This is a genomic window from Rhizobium sp. ZX09, assembly GCF_017357485.1.
Classification (GTDB): Bacteria; Pseudomonadota; Alphaproteobacteria; order Rhizobiales; family Rhizobiaceae; genus Agrobacterium; species Agrobacterium pusense.
This window is the reverse complement of sequence record NZ_CP031363.1, coordinates 1,835,112-1,850,231: the sequence shown is the minus strand read 5'-3', so window position 1 is coordinate 1,850,231 and position 15,120 is coordinate 1,835,112. Positions and strand designations below refer to the sequence as shown.

13 protein-coding genes and 1 other RNA gene are annotated in these 15,120 nt (G+C 59.7%); 13 read left to right on the top strand and 1 reads right to left on the bottom strand.

Going from position 1 to position 15,120, the window contains the following annotated elements; genetic code table 11:
• Positions 1-25: 25 nt before the first annotated feature.
• The gene (locus BTN45_RS09350) at positions 26-1,237 is read right to left on the bottom strand and encodes a pyrophosphate--fructose-6-phosphate 1-phosphotransferase (protein ID WP_004442813.1); all 1,212 of its coding nucleotides are present in this window, start codon (positions 1,235-1,237) and stop codon (positions 26-28) included.
• Positions 1,238-1,564: 327 nt separating this feature from the next.
• Here BTN45_RS09350 and BTN45_RS09345 point away from each other — a divergent pair, with 327 nt between their 5' ends.
• The 13 genes from BTN45_RS09345 to mraY all read left to right on the top strand — a co-directional run bounded on the left by BTN45_RS09345 (position 1,565) and on the right by mraY (position 15,118).
• The gene (locus BTN45_RS09345; protein WP_034498855.1) at positions 1,565-2,305 is read left to right on the top strand and encodes a DnaJ family molecular chaperone; all 741 of its coding nucleotides are present in this window, start codon (positions 1,565-1,567) and stop codon (positions 2,303-2,305) included.
• Positions 2,302-3,081, top strand: coding sequence for an N-acetylmuramoyl-L-alanine amidase (locus BTN45_RS09340; RefSeq protein WP_072494644.1), 780 nt, complete (start codon positions 2,302-2,304; stop codon positions 3,079-3,081). Before BTN45_RS09345 ends, BTN45_RS09340 begins: the two co-directional genes overlap by 4 nt.
• 248 nt (positions 3,082-3,329) lie before the next feature.
• Positions 3,330-3,869, top strand: a complete 540-nt coding sequence (locus tag BTN45_RS09335) for a transglycosylase SLT domain-containing protein (protein ID WP_004442810.1) — start codon at positions 3,330-3,332, stop codon at positions 3,867-3,869.
• An 88-nt stretch (positions 3,870-3,957) separates the two neighbouring features.
• Positions 3,958-5,145 (top strand): FAD-dependent oxidoreductase, encoded by a 1,188-nt coding sequence (locus BTN45_RS09330; protein WP_207587389.1) that lies wholly within the window; start codon positions 3,958-3,960, stop codon positions 5,143-5,145.
• A 60-nt stretch (positions 5,146-5,205) separates the two neighbouring features.
• Complete coding sequence (locus BTN45_RS09325; RefSeq protein WP_207587386.1) at positions 5,206-6,396, top strand: FAD-binding oxidoreductase; 1,191 nt, start codon at positions 5,206-5,208, stop codon at positions 6,394-6,396.
• A gap of 56 nt (positions 6,397-6,452) precedes the next feature.
• Positions 6,453-6,854, top strand: an RNA gene (rnpB, locus tag BTN45_RS09320) — RNase P RNA component class A.
• 401 nt (positions 6,855-7,255) lie between these two features.
• Entirely contained in the window at positions 7,256-7,696 is a 441-nt protein-coding gene (gene mraZ, locus BTN45_RS09315; RefSeq protein WP_035209666.1) for a division/cell wall cluster transcriptional repressor MraZ, read from the top strand.
• 14 nt (positions 7,697-7,710) lie between these two features.
• Positions 7,711-8,736, top strand: a complete 1,026-nt coding sequence (rsmH, locus tag BTN45_RS09310; protein ID WP_022556601.1) for a 16S rRNA (cytosine(1402)-N(4))-methyltransferase RsmH — start codon at positions 7,711-7,713, stop codon at positions 8,734-8,736.
• A 1-nt stretch (position 8,737) separates the two neighbouring features.
• Positions 8,738-9,295: a hypothetical protein gene (locus BTN45_RS09305; RefSeq protein WP_004442805.1), complete on the top strand. Its 558-nt coding sequence runs from the start codon at positions 8,738-8,740 to the stop codon at positions 9,293-9,295.
• Positions 9,295-11,037 (top strand): penicillin-binding protein 2, encoded by a 1,743-nt coding sequence (locus BTN45_RS09300; RefSeq protein WP_112766570.1) that lies wholly within the window; start codon positions 9,295-9,297, stop codon positions 11,035-11,037. Before BTN45_RS09305 ends, BTN45_RS09300 begins: the two co-directional genes overlap by 1 nt.
• Before the next feature lie 57 nt (positions 11,038-11,094).
• Positions 11,095-12,564 (top strand): UDP-N-acetylmuramoyl-L-alanyl-D-glutamate--2,6-diaminopimelate ligase, encoded by a 1,470-nt coding sequence (locus BTN45_RS09295; protein ID WP_108081445.1) that lies wholly within the window; start codon positions 11,095-11,097, stop codon positions 12,562-12,564.
• Positions 12,561-13,994, top strand: a complete 1,434-nt coding sequence (locus BTN45_RS09290; RefSeq protein ID WP_004442800.1) for a UDP-N-acetylmuramoylalanyl-D-glutamyl-2,6-diaminopimelate--D-alanyl-D-alanine ligase — start codon at positions 12,561-12,563, stop codon at positions 13,992-13,994. Before BTN45_RS09295 ends, BTN45_RS09290 begins: the two co-directional genes overlap by 4 nt.
• 23 nt (positions 13,995-14,017) lie before the next feature.
• Positions 14,018-15,118, top strand: coding sequence for a phospho-N-acetylmuramoyl-pentapeptide-transferase (gene mraY, locus BTN45_RS09285; RefSeq protein ID WP_003522196.1), 1,101 nt, complete (start codon positions 14,018-14,020; stop codon positions 15,116-15,118).
• Positions 15,119-15,120: the final 2 nt, after the last annotated feature.

The window sequence follows — 15,120 nt, the reverse complement described above, 5'->3', positions numbered from 1 at the left end:
CGTCTTATTTTAGCCTACCGTAAAATCAGGCCGCTGTGAACGGCTGACCGACATGTTCCATCACTTCGGTAAACCATTTGGCAGAAAGGTCGAAATGCTTTCCGCCCTTGATACGCGGAAATTCGATGGTCCGCAATTTGCCATTCTGGTCTTCGTCGTGGCCGGTGACACCGGAGACCTTGTTGAGCGCGCTTTCCACGGCGAGATCGACCATGCCCTGGATGAGGCGCAGATCGTCGCCATTGGCGGGGGCAGAGCGGGCGAAATAGCCAGATTTCTGCACCATGGAGCGTTCCGCGCCGATGAGGCTGGCAAACTGCTTCTGGAACCAGCCGCCGACATTGATCGTGTCGATCTTCACATGGCCGAAGGCATCGCGCTTTACCGCTTCGCCAGAAGCCTCGCGTTCAGCGACGATCGAATCGAGGCCGGCACCTTCGGAGACGAACAGCGTGACGTAGCCGTGTCTGTCCATGATTTCCTTCAGGCGCTCGGCTTCCGCTTCGATGTCGAAGGCCATTTCCGGTAGGTAGATACCGTCGATGTTCTTCATCTGCGTGTTCATCATCAGGCCTTCGACATATTCGTTGCCGTTGGTCTTCTGGATATAGGCACGGGCGGTAGCCGCCGTCAGCCAGCCGCAATGGCGGCCCATGACTTCGTGGATAACGAAGGTTTTGGGGGCTGCGCTCTGCTCGTTGCTGACATTGTCGAAGAAGGACGCGCCGACTTCGGCGGCCGTCCAGGCGCCAAGCGACTGCTTGATCGGAACCACGTCATTGTCCACCGTCTTCGGCAGACCGACGACGGTGAGGTCGTAGCCGTTGGCGCCGAGATAGGCGGCGAGGTCCGCTGCGGTCGTATTGGTGTCGTCACCGCCGATGGTATGAAGAATGGTGACGCCGTCGGCCGCCAGCCGCTCGGCAGCGACACGAAGCGGATTATCGCCTTCCTTGACGAGGCCGCGCTTGGCGCAATCGGCGGCGTTGGTAAGCTTGACGCGGCTGTTGCCGATCGGCGAGCCGCCGTAACGATGCAGCAGATGCGCCTTTTCCCGCATGTCTTTGCTGATTTCGATGCGATCACCCAGAAGCACGCCCTGATAACCGGAGCGGTAAGCGATGATGTCGATCTCAGGCGCTATATCGCTGTATCGTTCGATCAGGCCGCCCACGGCCGAAGAGAGACAGGGCGCAAGGCCACCCGCGGTCAGCATTGCGACTTTCTGTTTGGCCATCATGGCTCTCCTTTTGCGTATACTCAAACACATGTCTGGACATGTCTGGCAAATGGATGCGACAGCCGCGTGTAGGTGTAAAGTGAATTATCAAGAAAAACGCCGATTTCTCGCGCTTTTTCAGCGGCTTGACCTGACCGGGCAAATATAATCGTTTCAATAGGCCCATTGCGGACACGGGCCCAGTGCCCTGTGGAAAACCCGGAGTTCCGTTCATCCCGTTATCTTGTTCCTGAAGCAAAACTGTCGCAAAGATGAATAAAAGTTAATGCCGCTTACTCGCTGTGGATATTGCATTCGCGGCAATATCCCGTCATGCTTGCGGTCATGATGTTCGATTTCGCCTGTTTGCAAATTTCATCCCTGTGGGAACGGCTGCTCGGCGCAATCGGCGACGCGGCAGGCAACGCGCTTGGTCGCGTGGTGGAAGCCATCCGCACCCTGTTCGAAGGTGATCCGGAAACGCGCCGCAAGGTTTCTTTTTCCGTGGCCATCATCGCGCTTTCCGCTAAGATGGCGAAGGCCGACGGCATCGTCAACGATGCCGAGGTGCGGGCCTTCAGGCAGATTTTCGATTTTCCGGAAGAAGAAGCCAAAAACGTTGCCCGTCTTTATAACCTCGCACGTCAGGACGTTGCGGGTTACGAAGCCTATGCGGAGCGGCTGGCCGGTCTTTGCGGTTCCGGTCACGATAATTGCGAGATGCTGGAAAGCGTCATCGACGGCCTGTTTCATATCGCCAAGGCGGATGGCCTGATCCACGAGCGTGAGCTCGCCTTCCTCGGCCGTATCGCGGAAATCTTCCATATCACCGAAGATCATTTCGAAACGATCATGGCGCGGCATGTGCATATGGATGGGCGCGATCCCTACCGCGTGCTCGGTGTTTCGCCGTCCGACGACTTCCTGGATATCCGCAAGCGTTACCGTTCGCTGGTGGCGGAGCATCATCCCGACAAGCTCATCGCCCGTGGCGTTCCCATGGAATTGCATGCGGCTGCGAATGAGCGTATGGCGGCTCTCAACGCCGCCTATGCGGCCATCGAGAAAGAACGCCGCGTCGCATGAGTGAATGTCTGCCGGATTTTACCCCGGATTTCGGGGGCGCAACTGTTGCGCCTTCGCCTAATCACGGCGAGAGGATCGGCGTGCCCGGTCCCGATATCATTCTTCTTCATTATACCGGCATGACGACAGCGGATGGCGCTCTGTCGTGGCTCTGCAATCCCGAAAGCCAGGTATCGAGCCACTACTTTGTTTTCGAAGACGGGCGCATCGTCCAGCTTGTGCCGGAGACCCGACGTGCATGGCACGCGGGAAAAAGCTCCTGGGCCGGGGACGAGGACATCAACTCCCGCTCCATCGGCATCGAAATCGCCAATCAGGGTCATCCCGGCGGGCTGCCGGAATTCCCCATGGAGCAGGTGGAAGCCGTCATCGAATTATGTCGCGATTGCGGCCAGCGGTGGCATATCGCCCCTGAAAGGGTGCTTGCCCACTCGGACGTGGCGCCGATCCGCAAGGTCGATCCGGGCGAAAAATTCCCGTGGGACATCCTGTCGCAGCACGGTGTCGGCCATTGGGTTGAACCCGCGCCAATCCGCGGCGGGCGTTTTTTCCAGCGCGGCGACCATGGCCAGCCCGTCGAAGCGCTGCAGTCGATGCTGTCCATCTATGGTTACGGCGTTGAAATAACGGGCAATTATTGTGAAAAAACCGAGGGCGCCGTGGCGGCGTTCCAGAGGCATTTCCGGCCCGCACTGGTGGATGGCATTGCGGATTTTTCCACCATTGACACCCTGCACCGGCTGATTGCCAACCTGCCGAAATTTTCGGTCGCCTGAACGCAGCTTCTGGAAAACGAATCCCGGTTTGCCGCGCTCCGCAAGTCGCTTTTCTTGGGTTGCCACAGTTAATCCGCATTGAGGAAGTTTAAGAACAGCACTGTATGCGGTGACGTTCTTCAGGGGAACCTGCCGTCAATATCAATCAAGGAGACCGGACAGCGGAGAGTCGCGATCGACTTTCCGGGCGTTGACTAATTGTGCCGATTCATTGTTCCGGTCCTCCGATCTGGAGACTTTTTCTACATATGAACAGGGTTGTTGTTGCTGTCGTAGTGGGTATTGCTGTACTCGCTTCGCAGGCGGGGATTGCTTTTGCCAAAGATGAAGACGTGAAGACCAAAACCGTGACGCTGGAGAATTTCTTCCGCAAGCCCGGTTATCCCATGCCAGAAAAGAGCCTGCCTTCTTCGCTCAGGAACGATTATTCCGATCTGATCGTCAAATATGCCAAGCGTTACGGCGTTCCCACCAATCTGGCGCATGCCGTGGTTTCGGTTGAAAGCAAGTTCAACCCCAAGGCTCGTGGCAGCGCCGGCGAAGTCGGGCTGATGCAGATCAAGCCGGCAACGGCGCGAATGATGGGTTATCGCGGCACGACCAAGGCGCTGTACGACCCCGAGACCAACATTCGCTGGGGCATGCAATATCTGGCGACGGCGCATCAGCTGGGCGGCGGTCAGGTTTGCAGCACGATCCTGCGGTACAATGCCGGCCATGGCGCTACCCGCATGAACCCGGTCTCCAAGCGTTATTGCGGCAAGGTGCAGGCGCTGCTGGCCGGCTGAGGCCTCCATCGTCTGAGAAATTGCGAAAAGCGATTCCGCTTCCACCCGGCATGCTGTAGTCAGAAGCAAAGCTGATACGGAGCATGACATGCCGGATTTCAAATATATCGTCGTCGGGGCCGGGATGATGGGAGCGGCTGCGGCGCGGCATCTCTCAGGGCTAACGGATGGCGTGGCGCTGATCGGCCCGGGTGAACCCGCCGATCGCAAGACCCATAAGGGCGTGTTCTCAAGCCATTACGACGAGGCGCGCATCACTCGCGGGTTTGACGGTGATCCCGTCTGGGCGGAACTGGCGCAACGTTCCATCCACCGTTATGCCGAGATCGAGGCTAAGAGCGGCATCCGCTTTTTCACCGAAGCGGGCTGCCTGTTCACCGGCAACGGCAAGGGTCTTGCCGGTGATTATGTCTCGCGCGCCCTTTCCTCGGCCGACCGTCTAGGCCTTGGCATAGAGACGCTGGGCCATGATGTGCTTGCCGACCGGTTTCCGATGTTCTCCCTGCCAGCCGATCACGGCGGTTATTTCGAGGCGCGGAATGCCGGTCACGTCAATCCACGCGCCCTGGTGAAAGCGCAGTGCGCCATTGCGGAAGCGCAGGGCGCACGGTTGCTGCGCGAGACGGTGACGCATATTCGCGATACCTCCCGTGGCGTTGAGGTTTCGACCTGCGAAGGGGCCGTCCACACCGCCGAAAAGGTCATCGTGGCCGCCGGCGGTTTTACCAACATGGCAGAACTTCTGCCATCGCCGGTCGATATGGCGGCGACTGGCCGCACCATCGTGTTTTTCGAGCTGGATGAGGCAAGGCAGTCTATATTCGGCACGATGCCATCGACGATCGTGCTCGCCGAAACGGAGGATGATATCGTCTATATCCTGCCGCCGGTGCGGTATCCCGATGGAAAAGTCTACCTGAAGATCGGCGGCGAAAGCGAGAAGGGCAGGCTCGAAACGTTGGCACAGGCCGTTGACTGGTTTCATTCTGACGGAACGCCTGCTGAAGTGGAATTTCTGACGAAGAAAGCCCTATCACTGATGCCGGAGCTTGCCGGCTGCCCCGTGACCTCCGGCTCCTGTGTCGCCTCCATCACCCGCAGCGGCTATCCCCACATCGGCTATACGCAATCTTCCAACATCGCGGTTCTGACCGGCGGCAATTTCGTTTCCGCCAAATCTTCGGACGAAATCGGACGGCTGGGAGCCGTGCTGCTTTTGAACGGTCAGCTGGCAGAGGATGAGTTCGCCGCCGAAATGGCCCCGGTTTTCGTCTGACATTTTCGGGCGAAGCGGCTAAAAGGTTTCGACGGAAGTGAGCGGGTAAAGAGGGGCGGCATGTCGGGACATTTCAAATATATCGTCGTGGGCCGCGGCATGATGGGTGCCGCCGCCGCCCGTCATCTGGCCGAAACAGTGGATGGCGTCGCGCTGATCGGTCCCGGTGAACCTGCCGACATCAAATCGCATCAGGGTGTGTTCGCCAGCCATTATGACGAGGCGCGGATTACCCGCACCATCGATGGCGATGCCGACTGGGCGTTGCTCGCTAACCGTTCCATTGCACGTTATGGCGATATTGCGACACGCAGCGGTGTCGAGTTTTACGCGCCGGTCGGCTGCCTGATGGTTGGACCTGAGCGGGGCGGCGCCAATCCCTTTGTCGATGATGTTCTGAAGGCGGCTGCTCGGCTCGGGGTTTCCACGGAACTCCTGGATGACCAGAGCCTGAAAAGCCGCTTTCCCTATTTCTCCTTCGAACAGAGCTGCGAAGGCGTCTTCGAGAGGGATAATGCCGGTTACGTCAATCCCCGCGCGCTGGTGAAAGCACAGACCATACTGGCGGAAAAGGCGGGTGTTACGCTGATCGACGATATCGTTGTTTCCACGCGGGAAGAAAGTGGCCGGGCATCGGTTCATACGGCATCAGGTGCGGTTTACACCGCAGACCGGGTGTTGGTGGCGGCTGGCGGCTTCTCGATTACCAAAGATCTGTTGCCCCAGCCGGTAGCGCTGGATGTCTATGCACGCACCGTTGCTTTCTTTGAGATAGATGAGGGTGATCTGGATCAATATGCCGGCATGCCGTCGCTGATCTACGAGCCGCGCGACACGACAAAACATATCTATCTTCTGCCGCCGGTCCGCTATCCCGATGGCAAATTCTACCTGAAGATTGGCGGCGATCCCGATGACAAGCGGCTCGGCAGTGATCCGGAAATCCGGGAATGGTTCCGCTCCGGCGGACGGGAAAGCGTGCGGGATCATCTCGCTGACATCGTCGGAACGCTGGTGCCTGCCATCGATCTCTCGCGTGTCTCGATGGCCGCCTGTGTCGTCTCCAAAACCGGCAGCGGTTATCCCGCCATTGGTTTCACAGTCTCGCCGCGCATCGCCGTTCTGACCGGTGGTAACGGCACGGCGGCCAAGAGCTCCGATGAGATCGGACGGCTTGGCGCGTTGCTGCTACGAGACGGCGAAATCGCCGACGGTGCTTTCTCGACGGATTTCAAACCCGCATTTCTTTAATCTTTGCCGTCGCTTTTCGGTGGCTTTCGCTGCGGAACATGGTTATGCAGCCCATGCCAGTTGGCCGGGCAGCCGCGCTTTACCAATGTCGAAAGACGGTAAGGTGAGGAAAGTCCGGGCTCCACGGAAATACGGTGCCGGATAACGTCCGGCGGGGGCGACCCCAGGGAAAGTGCCACAGAGAGCAAACCGCCATGCATCGCATGGTAAGGGTGAAAGGGTGGGGTAAGAGCCCACCGCGCTTCTGGTAACAGCGGCGGCAAGGTAAACCCCACCGGGAGCAAGACCGAATAGGGATGACACGGGGCGGGCGAAAGCCCGTTCACAGCCGGTTTCCGGGCCCGTCATCCGGGTGGGTTGCGCGAGGCGGCATGCAAATGCCGTCCCAGATGAATGGCTGCCACGTTCCGGGTCAAACCGGGGCCATACAGAACCCGGCTTACAGGCCAACTGGCGAATTTCCTCTTAGGCTTCGAGGGCGGAAATTTTGGCGGGATGAAGACATCCTGTTGTTTCATAAAAGAAAATAGATTTTTCCATGATGCATTTTTGCGTCGTGAAAGCGGGTTGCTGCGCGCAAAGTAAACCATTCGTTAAACTTAACGGCTTATGAATTTCCGATGCGAAGGCGGTATCGTGCCGGCTTCATCCCATTGACGCCCATAGTGTCCCATGGTATCCCAAATGCACACCACATTGGGTCGTGTTTTTGACCCGCAATCGCTGAAACGAGTGAGGAGCCTGCAAGGGGCTGCTGCAGGGCATGTCGCCCTGGCGCTTGGCGATGTGTCGTGCGTACCGGTGTCGGCTGCAGGGCGGATGAATCGCTTTGCGGCATGCGGTTTTGGCGAGTTGAGTAATGGACCGCTTTTTATCGAACGTGACGAACAGGATCGACGCCAAGGGGCGCGTTTCGGTTCCGTCTCCGTTTCGTTCGGTGCTGGCGAAGCGCGGCGTTCAGGAGCTTTATTGTCTCCAGGATTTTGCGTTTCCGGCAATCAGTGTCGGCGGTCCGGATCTGCTGGAGCGCTACGAGCGGCAGATTGCGTCCATGGATGCCTTCTCGCCGGAAGCGAACGCAATGTCGCTGCTGGTTCACGGCGGCGGTGTTTTCATGAAGCTCGACCAGGAAGGTCGATTGATGGTGACGGATTTTGTGCGGGAATTCACCGGCATCACTACCGAGGTCACCTTCGTCGGACGAGCGGATCATTTTCAGCTTTGGCAACCGGATGCGTTTTTGGCGGCGCAGGCGGAAGCAAGAGCGGGGCGCGGTTTTTCGGCTGCTCGCCCCGCCTAGGACGGGGACACTCAATGGCGGCGAATTCTGGCGGACGATCTTCTGATGCCGATGGCGGACCTCAGCGCCATATCCCCGTGCTGCTTCGTGAAGTCATCAGCGCGCTTGAACCCGCCCCCGGCAAAATTATTCTGGATGGCACTTTCGGCGCCGGCGGCTATACCCAGGCCATTCTCGATCGCGGCGCAAATGTCATCGCACTAGACCGCGATCCAACGGCGATCTCCGGCGGTCAGGCAATGGTCGCAGCCAATGGCGGCCGGCTTTCACTCATCCAGTCGCAATTTTCCGATCTCGCGAAACATGCGCCCGAGGGCGGCCTTGATGGCGTCGTTCTCGATATCGGCGTATCCTCCATGCAGATCGACGAGGCCGAGCGCGGTTTTTCCTTCCAGAAGAACGGCCCGCTCGACATGCGCATGTCCGCTTCCGGCGTTTCGGCAGCCGATGTCGTCAACCGCGCCAAGGTTGGTGATCTCATCCGCATCTTCGGTTTTCTCGGGGAAGAAAAGCAGCCGGGTCGCATTGCCCGCGCTATCGAGAAGAGGAGAGCGGAAGAGCCTTTCCGCACCACCCGCGATCTGGCGGGCCTGATCGAGATCGTCACGCCACGGAAAGCCAAGGACAAGATTCATCCGGCAACGCGGGTGTTCCAGGCGCTGCGTGTTTTCGTCAATGATGAGCTGGGTGAGCTGGCGCAGGCATTGTTTGCCGCCGAGCAGGTTCTGAAGCCCGGCGGTCGGCTGGTCGTCGTCACCTTCCATTCGCTGGAAGACCGTATCGTCAAGAAATTCTTCTCCGACCGTTCGGGCAAGGCAGCCGGTTCCCGGCATCTGCCGATGGTGGAGGACAAGCCCTCCATTTTCGAGAATATCGGGAAGCCGATGATTGCTGCCAGCGACGAGGAGGCGGAGCTTAATCCGCGGGCCCGTTCGGCCAAGCTCCGCGCTGGCCTGCGCACCACGGCACCGGCGCGCGCTGCGGATTTCTCGATATTCGAGCTTCCCGATCTCGCCAGCCTTGAAAAGATGGGAGGCTGATATGCTGCGCACTTTCGATGTCATCTTGATGGGGGTCATGGTCGCTGCGGCGGTCGTGACCTATTCGATCAAGCACAAGGCCGATCTCAAGCTTGAGGAGGTCCGCAAGCTGGAGGCGGAAATCAAGCTTGAGAAGGATACAATCGATCTCCTGCGCGCTGACTGGGCGCTGCTGACGCAGCCGAACCGTCTGCACCGTCTCGTCAATGCCTATCAAACGGAACTCGGTCTTTCGCCGACACTGCCGACGCAACTGGCGCAGCCGCGCGAGCTGCCGATGCTGCGTTCGCAATTGCCGCAGCCTCCCGAGCCTGAAGGCATGAGCGTCGAGGATGTCATCGCCGCTGCCGTCAATGGCTCCAAACCCGGCGCGACGCTGGGTGGCGCTTCCAAGCCAAAATCACCGCCGGCAGGCCAGATTGCCGTCAACGGCGTGCCGGTGCCTACGCCGCGTGCCCGTGTTTCTCGCCCGGCACCGGCACCCGTGCCCGTTGCCTCCGCCACCGCCGGTGATGAAACCGACATGGACGACACGATAACAGGATCGGTGAACCGCTGATGTCTTTTCTCTCCCGCGCCATGGTTTTGAAGAGCAAGGCTCACTTTTCCGCCAGCACGACCGGCATCCACACCGATCATGCGGCGTTTGAAGGCGCGCGCAAGAAGCGCGCGGCGCAGGCGAAAAGCCGCGTCGGCCTTCTCATTTTTGGTTTTGTCGCCTTTTACGCCGTCGTCGGCGGCCGTCTGGTGCAATATGGCATGGCAGAGCAGGAGACGGTGTCGAGTATCGCGCCAGCCGACAGGCTGATGGCGTCGCGCCCTGATCTTCTCGACCGTAACGGCGAGGTGCTGGCCACCGATATCCGCACCGTCTCGCTGTTTGCCGAGCCCCATCGTATCGTCGATATTGACGAGGCCATCGAAAAGCTGCGCACCGTCCTGCCGGATCTCGACCAGCGCACGACCTATCAGAAGCTCTCCTCCAATTCGCGGTTCCAGTGGCTGCGCCGCCAGTTGACGCCGAAGCAGCAGAGCCAGATTCTCGCGCTCGGCATTCCCGGCATCGGCTTCCGTCCGGAAAAACGCCGCTTCTATCCCGGCGGGCCGACCGCAGCGCATGTCGTCGGTCACGTTAATATCGACAACCGCGGTGTTGCCGGCATGGAGCGTTACGTCGACAGCCAGGGTCTTGCCGATCTCACGGCGCTCGGCATGACGAGCGATCAGCCGCTCGAGCCTGTGAAGCTTTCCATCGACCTGCGCGTGCAGTCCATCGTGCGCGAAGTCGTGACTTCGGCCATCACCAAGTTCCAGGCGATCGGCGCCGGTGCCGTGGTTCTGGATGTGCATACCGGCGAAGTGCTGGCCATGGCCTCGGTGCCGGATTACGATCCGAACAACCCGGCCGAAGGCGCGAAAGAAGGCTGGCTCAACCGCATGTCGAACGGCACGTTCGAAATGGGCTCCACCTTCAAATCCTTCACCATTGCCATGGGTCTTGATTCGGGCCGCGTCCGCCTCGGTGATATGTTCGACGCGCGTTACCCGATCCGCATCGGCGGCTTCACCATCAAAGACTTCCACGGCAAGGGCCGCATGCTCTCAGTGCCGGAAATCTTCCAGTTTTCGTCCAATATCGGTACGGCCAAGATTGCCGATACCGTTGGCACCGAAGGGCACAAGGAATTCCTGACGCGGCTTGGTCTTCTCACCCGCATGCAGACCGAACTGCCTGAAGTGGCGCTGCCTTCGCAGCCGCGTGAGTGGAAGAAGATCAACTCCATCACCATCTCCTTCGGCCACGGCGTTTCAACCACACCGCTGCAGACGGCGGTTGCCGGTGCGGCACTCGTCAATGGCGGCAAACTCATCGAGCCGACCTTCCTGCCGCGCACCCGTGAACAGGCGGATCAGGTGGCAAAGCAGGTGCTGAAACCCAGCGCCAGCAAGGATATGCGCTTCCTCTTCGAATGGAACGGCGTCAACGGTTCAGGCCGAAATGCGCGCGTCGATGGGTTCAACGTCGGCGGCAAGACCGGCACGGCCGATAAGGTCGTCAACGGCCGTTATGTGCACGACAAGAACTTCAACGCCTTCCTGTCGGCTTTCCCGATGGATGATCCGCAATATGTGGTGCTGTCCTTCATCGATGAACCGAAGACCGACAAGGGCAATGGCGCGGCACTCGCCGGCACGTCCGCAGCACCCATGGTGCACGATATCATCAGCCGCACGGCGGCGGTGCTGGGTGTGAAGCCGAAGTTCGGCAAGGATGGCTCGGCCTTGCTCGTGTCTTATTGATTGTTAGCTTATGATGTTCCGGCGATTCGTGCCGGGGGGACAAGACGGAAACAGTCGATGAATTTGCGAGATATATCCGGAAATGCGTTTCCGGAATTGAAAGAATTGCTCCTGTCTGAGATCGGGGCGATCGAAATCGGGGGGATCACCGCAGACAGCCGCAAGGCTGCGCCGGGCAGCCTGTTCGTTGCGGTTTCTGGCACCAAGGCTGATGGTGCGACCTATGTAAAGGATGCGGTTGCCAAGGGTGCCGTTGCCGTTGTTTCCGGGCACGCGGTGGAAGCCGAAGTGCCGGTTCTGGTCGTGACCGACCCACGCCTTTATCTCTCCCTTGCCGCCTCCCGCTTTTACGGAAAACAACCGGAAACCATGGTCGCCGTCACTGGCACCGCGGGAAAGACCTCGGTTGCCTCCTTCGTGCGGCAGATCTGGGCTTTCGCCGGCCATGCCGCAGCCCAGATCGGCACAACCGGTGTCATCGCTCCCGGCCGGGAGGATTATGGCGCGCTGACGACGCCCGATCCGGTGACGCTGCATGCGCTTCTGGCCGAGCTAGCGAGCGAGGGCGTCACCCACGCGGCGATGGAAGCTTCCAGCCACGGTCTTGACCAGCGCCGCCTCGATGGCGTGCACCTTTCTGCCGCCGGCTTTACCAATCTTGGCCGCGACCATATGGATTATCATCCGACCGTCGAGGATTACATGGCCGCGAAGATGCGGCTTTTCGATACGCTGATGGAAAAAGGCGCTCCCGCCGTGATCTTCGCCGACGATCCTTGGTCGGACAAGGCGGTTCATGCGGCGCGCGAAGCGGGTCTCGATGTCCGCACCGTCGGACGGAACGGGCAATATCTCGCTTTGAAGCGCGTTGAGCATTTCCGCCACAAGCAGATGATCGAAGTGCATCATGACGGCGTCATCCACGAAGTCGATATCCCGCTCGCGGGTGATTTCCAGGTGGCCAATGCGCTTGTTGCCGCCGGTCTTGCCATGTCGACGGGTGTTCCCGCCGCAACGGCGCTCAAGGCGCTCGAAAAGCTTGTCGGCGCTGCCGGCCGTCTCGAATTAGTGGGACAAACGAAAAACGGCGCGCTTGCCTATGTGGATTACGCCCATAAGCCCGATGCGCTGGAAAACGTGCTGACCTCGGTCCGGCCCTTCACCTCCGGCCGCATCATCACCGTTTTCGGCTGCGGCGGCGACCGCGACAAGGGCAAACGCCCGATCATGGGCGAGGTCGCGACCCGTCTTTCCGACATCGTCATCGTCACGGACGACAATCCGCGCTCCGAAGACGCGGCGACGATCCGCTCCGAGGTGATGGCGGCGGCGCCCGGCGCTCTGGAAATTGGCGACAGGTCCGAGGCGATCCGCCATGCGGTATCGATGCTGTCGCATGGCGATACGCTGATCGTCGCGGGCAAAGGGCATGAAGAAGGGCAGATCGTTGGCTCCGTGACACTGCCTTTTTCCGATCATGAACAGGTGCGCACTGCACTGGCAGCGCTGGAAGGATCGAAAATTTGAGCTGGTTATGGACAGTCGCCGATATGATCGCCATCACCGCAGGACGCCCGGTGGGCAATCTGCCGACAGGAATCACCGGCATTTCCATCGATAGCCGGACGGTGAAGCCGGGCGAAGCTTTCTTCGCCATCAAGGGTGATCGTGTCGACGGTCACGACTATACGAGTTTCGCGGTTGCCAACGGGGCAGGACTTCTGGTCGTTGCTGAAGCCAAGCTACCAGCGCTCGGCCGCCTGACGGTGCCGATGATCGTGGTCGAAGATGTTCTTGCAGCCCTTGGCAAGCTTGCCATCGCGGCGCGTCAAAGAACATCGGCGCGCATCATCGCGGTGACGGGCTCGGTCGGCAAGACGACGACGAAGGAAATGCTACGGCAGGCGCTCGCGCCATCGGGCCGGGTGCATGCGGCGGTGGCTTCCTTCAACAACCATTGGGGTGTGCCGCTGACGCTGGCCCGCATGCCCGCCGATACTGAATTCGGCGTGTTCGAAATAGGCATGAACCATTCCGGCGAAATCCGGCCTTTGGTGAAGATGGTCCGCCCGCATGTGGCGATCATTACCACCATCGCGCCCGCCCATCTCGGCAACTTCAACAACATCGAAGAGATCGCCGCCGCCAAGGCGGAGATTTTCGAGGGCGTGGAGCAGGGCGGTTCCGTCATCCTCAATCGTGACAATGCCCAGTTCGAGCAGCTTGAAGAGGCGGCGCAGGAGCAGGGCATCGAACACATCCTGACCTTCGGTCAGCATGCCAAGGCGGATTTCCGCCTCGCGGATTTCGAGAGCACGACGACTGGCTCGACGATCTGGGCGATCCTGAACGGCGAAACCAGCGAGCTGCATCTCAACATTCCGGGCCGGCACATTGCGGACAATGCGATGGCGGTGCTCGGCGCCGTGGCGATCACGGGCGCCAATCTCGACCGCGCTTTCGAAGCGCTGGGATCGCTTGAGGCGGTGAAGGGGCGTGGCCAGCGCCACCATCTGCAGATCAACGGCGGCTCCTTCCTTCTGATCGATGAAAGCTACAACGCCAATCCTGCCTCCATGCGGGCGTCGATCGCGGTGCTGGCGGAAACGCCGACGCAGGGCCATGGCCGTCGCGTTGCCGTCCTCGGCGACATGCTGGAGATGGGCGAATTTTCGGCACAACTGCATGAGGAATTGGCCGGGCCATTGCTTGCGGCGGGTATCGAACATGTGTGGCTGGCAGGCGAGGCGATGGCCGCTTTGCGGGACGCGCTGCCTGACAGCGTCACCGTCATCTGGTTCCCGACGACGGCGGAACTCACCGATTTCGCCCTGCAATGGGTGCAACCGGGAGACGCGCTGATGGTAAAATCGTCACTTGGGCTTGGTTTCGGCAAGATTGTCGCCGCCCTGCTTGACAAGTATCCGGCATTCCCCGAGACGGAACGCCAAGTCTGAAATAGCCTTTTGAAAGGGCAATTATGCTGATCTGGCTCGTCGAACTGTCGGATAAAATTCAAATCTTCAACCTGTTCCGGTACATCACCTTCCGGGCGGGGGCGGCGATGTTCACCTCTGCGTTGATCGTCTTCCTGTTTGGACCGGCCATCATCAATTCGCTGCGCGTGCGCCAGGGCAAAGGCCAGCCGATTCGCGCCGATGGGCCGCAGACGCATTTCAAGAAAGCCGGCACCCCGACCATGGGCGGCTTGATGATCCTCGCCGGCATTCTCGGCGGTTCGCTTCTGTGGGGCGACCTGTCGAACGTCTATGTCGTCGCCGTTCTAATGGTGACGCTTGGTTTCGGAGCCATCGGCTTCTATGACGATTATCTGAAAGTGACGAAACAGAGCGACAAGGGTTTTTCCGGCAAGGCTCGTCTCGGCATCGAATTCCTGATCGCGGCGATTGCCGTGTTCTTCATGATGAAGATGGCGCTCGCTTCCGCGCCGCATGGCGGCACGCTCGGCAGCTCCATCGCTTTTCCCTTTTTCAAGGAATTCGTGATCAATCTCGGTTATTTCTTCGTGCTCTTCGGTGCTTTCGTCATCGTCGGCGCGGGTAATGCGGTGAACCTGACCGACGGTCTTGATGGTCTCGCCATCGTGCCGGTCATGATCGCGGCCGCCACCTTCGGTGTGATCGCCTATCTCGCCGGTAACGCCGTTTTTGCCAATTACCTGCAGATCAATTTCGTGCCCGGCACGGGTGAACTCGCCGTTATTGTCGGCGCCGTCATCGGTGCCGGCCTCGGTTTTCTGTGGTTCAATGCGCCGCCCGCCGCCATCTTCATGGGCGATACGGGTTCGCTCGCGCTGGGTGGCCTGATCGGCTCCATCGCAGTCGCCACCAAGCACGAGATCGTCATGGTCATCGTCGGCGGTCTCTTCGTCATGGAAACCCTGTCGGTCATCATCCAGGTCTTCTGGTTCAAGCGCACCGGCAGGCGCGTCTTCCTGATGGCGCCGATCCATCACCATTTCGAGAAAAAGGGCTGGACGGAAAGCCAGGTGGTCATCCGTTTCTGGATCATTTCCGTTGGCCTCGCGCTGCTTGGCCTCGCCACCCTGAAGCTGAGGTAAGC

Bases quoted from the DNA above. Each gene is read 5' to 3' on its own strand.
- BTN45_RS09350 (WP_004442813.1), bottom strand. From the start codon at position 1,237: ATGGCCAAACAGAAAGTCGCAATGCTGACCGCGGGTGGCCTTGCGCCC.
- BTN45_RS09345 (WP_034498855.1), top strand. From the start codon at position 1,565: ATGATGTTCGATTTCGCCTGTTTGCAAATTTCATCCCTGTGGGAACGG.
- BTN45_RS09340 (WP_072494644.1), top strand. From the start codon at position 2,302: ATGAGTGAATGTCTGCCGGATTTTACCCCGGATTTCGGGGGCGCAACT.
- BTN45_RS09335 (WP_004442810.1), top strand. From the start codon at position 3,330: ATGAACAGGGTTGTTGTTGCTGTCGTAGTGGGTATTGCTGTACTCGCT.
- BTN45_RS09330 (WP_207587389.1), top strand. From the start codon at position 3,958: ATGCCGGATTTCAAATATATCGTCGTCGGGGCCGGGATGATGGGAGCG.
- BTN45_RS09325 (WP_207587386.1), top strand. From the start codon at position 5,206: ATGTCGGGACATTTCAAATATATCGTCGTGGGCCGCGGCATGATGGGT.
- mraZ (WP_035209666.1), top strand. From the start codon at position 7,256: ATGGACCGCTTTTTATCGAACGTGACGAACAGGATCGACGCCAAGGGG.
- rsmH (WP_022556601.1), top strand. From the start codon at position 7,711: ATGGCGGCGAATTCTGGCGGACGATCTTCTGATGCCGATGGCGGACCT.
- BTN45_RS09305 (WP_004442805.1), top strand. From the start codon at position 8,738: ATGCTGCGCACTTTCGATGTCATCTTGATGGGGGTCATGGTCGCTGCG.
- BTN45_RS09300 (WP_112766570.1), top strand. From the start codon at position 9,295: ATGTCTTTTCTCTCCCGCGCCATGGTTTTGAAGAGCAAGGCTCACTTT.
- BTN45_RS09295 (WP_108081445.1), top strand. From the start codon at position 11,095: ATGAATTTGCGAGATATATCCGGAAATGCGTTTCCGGAATTGAAAGAA.
- mraY (WP_003522196.1), top strand. From the start codon at position 14,018: ATGCTGATCTGGCTCGTCGAACTGTCGGATAAAATTCAAATCTTCAAC.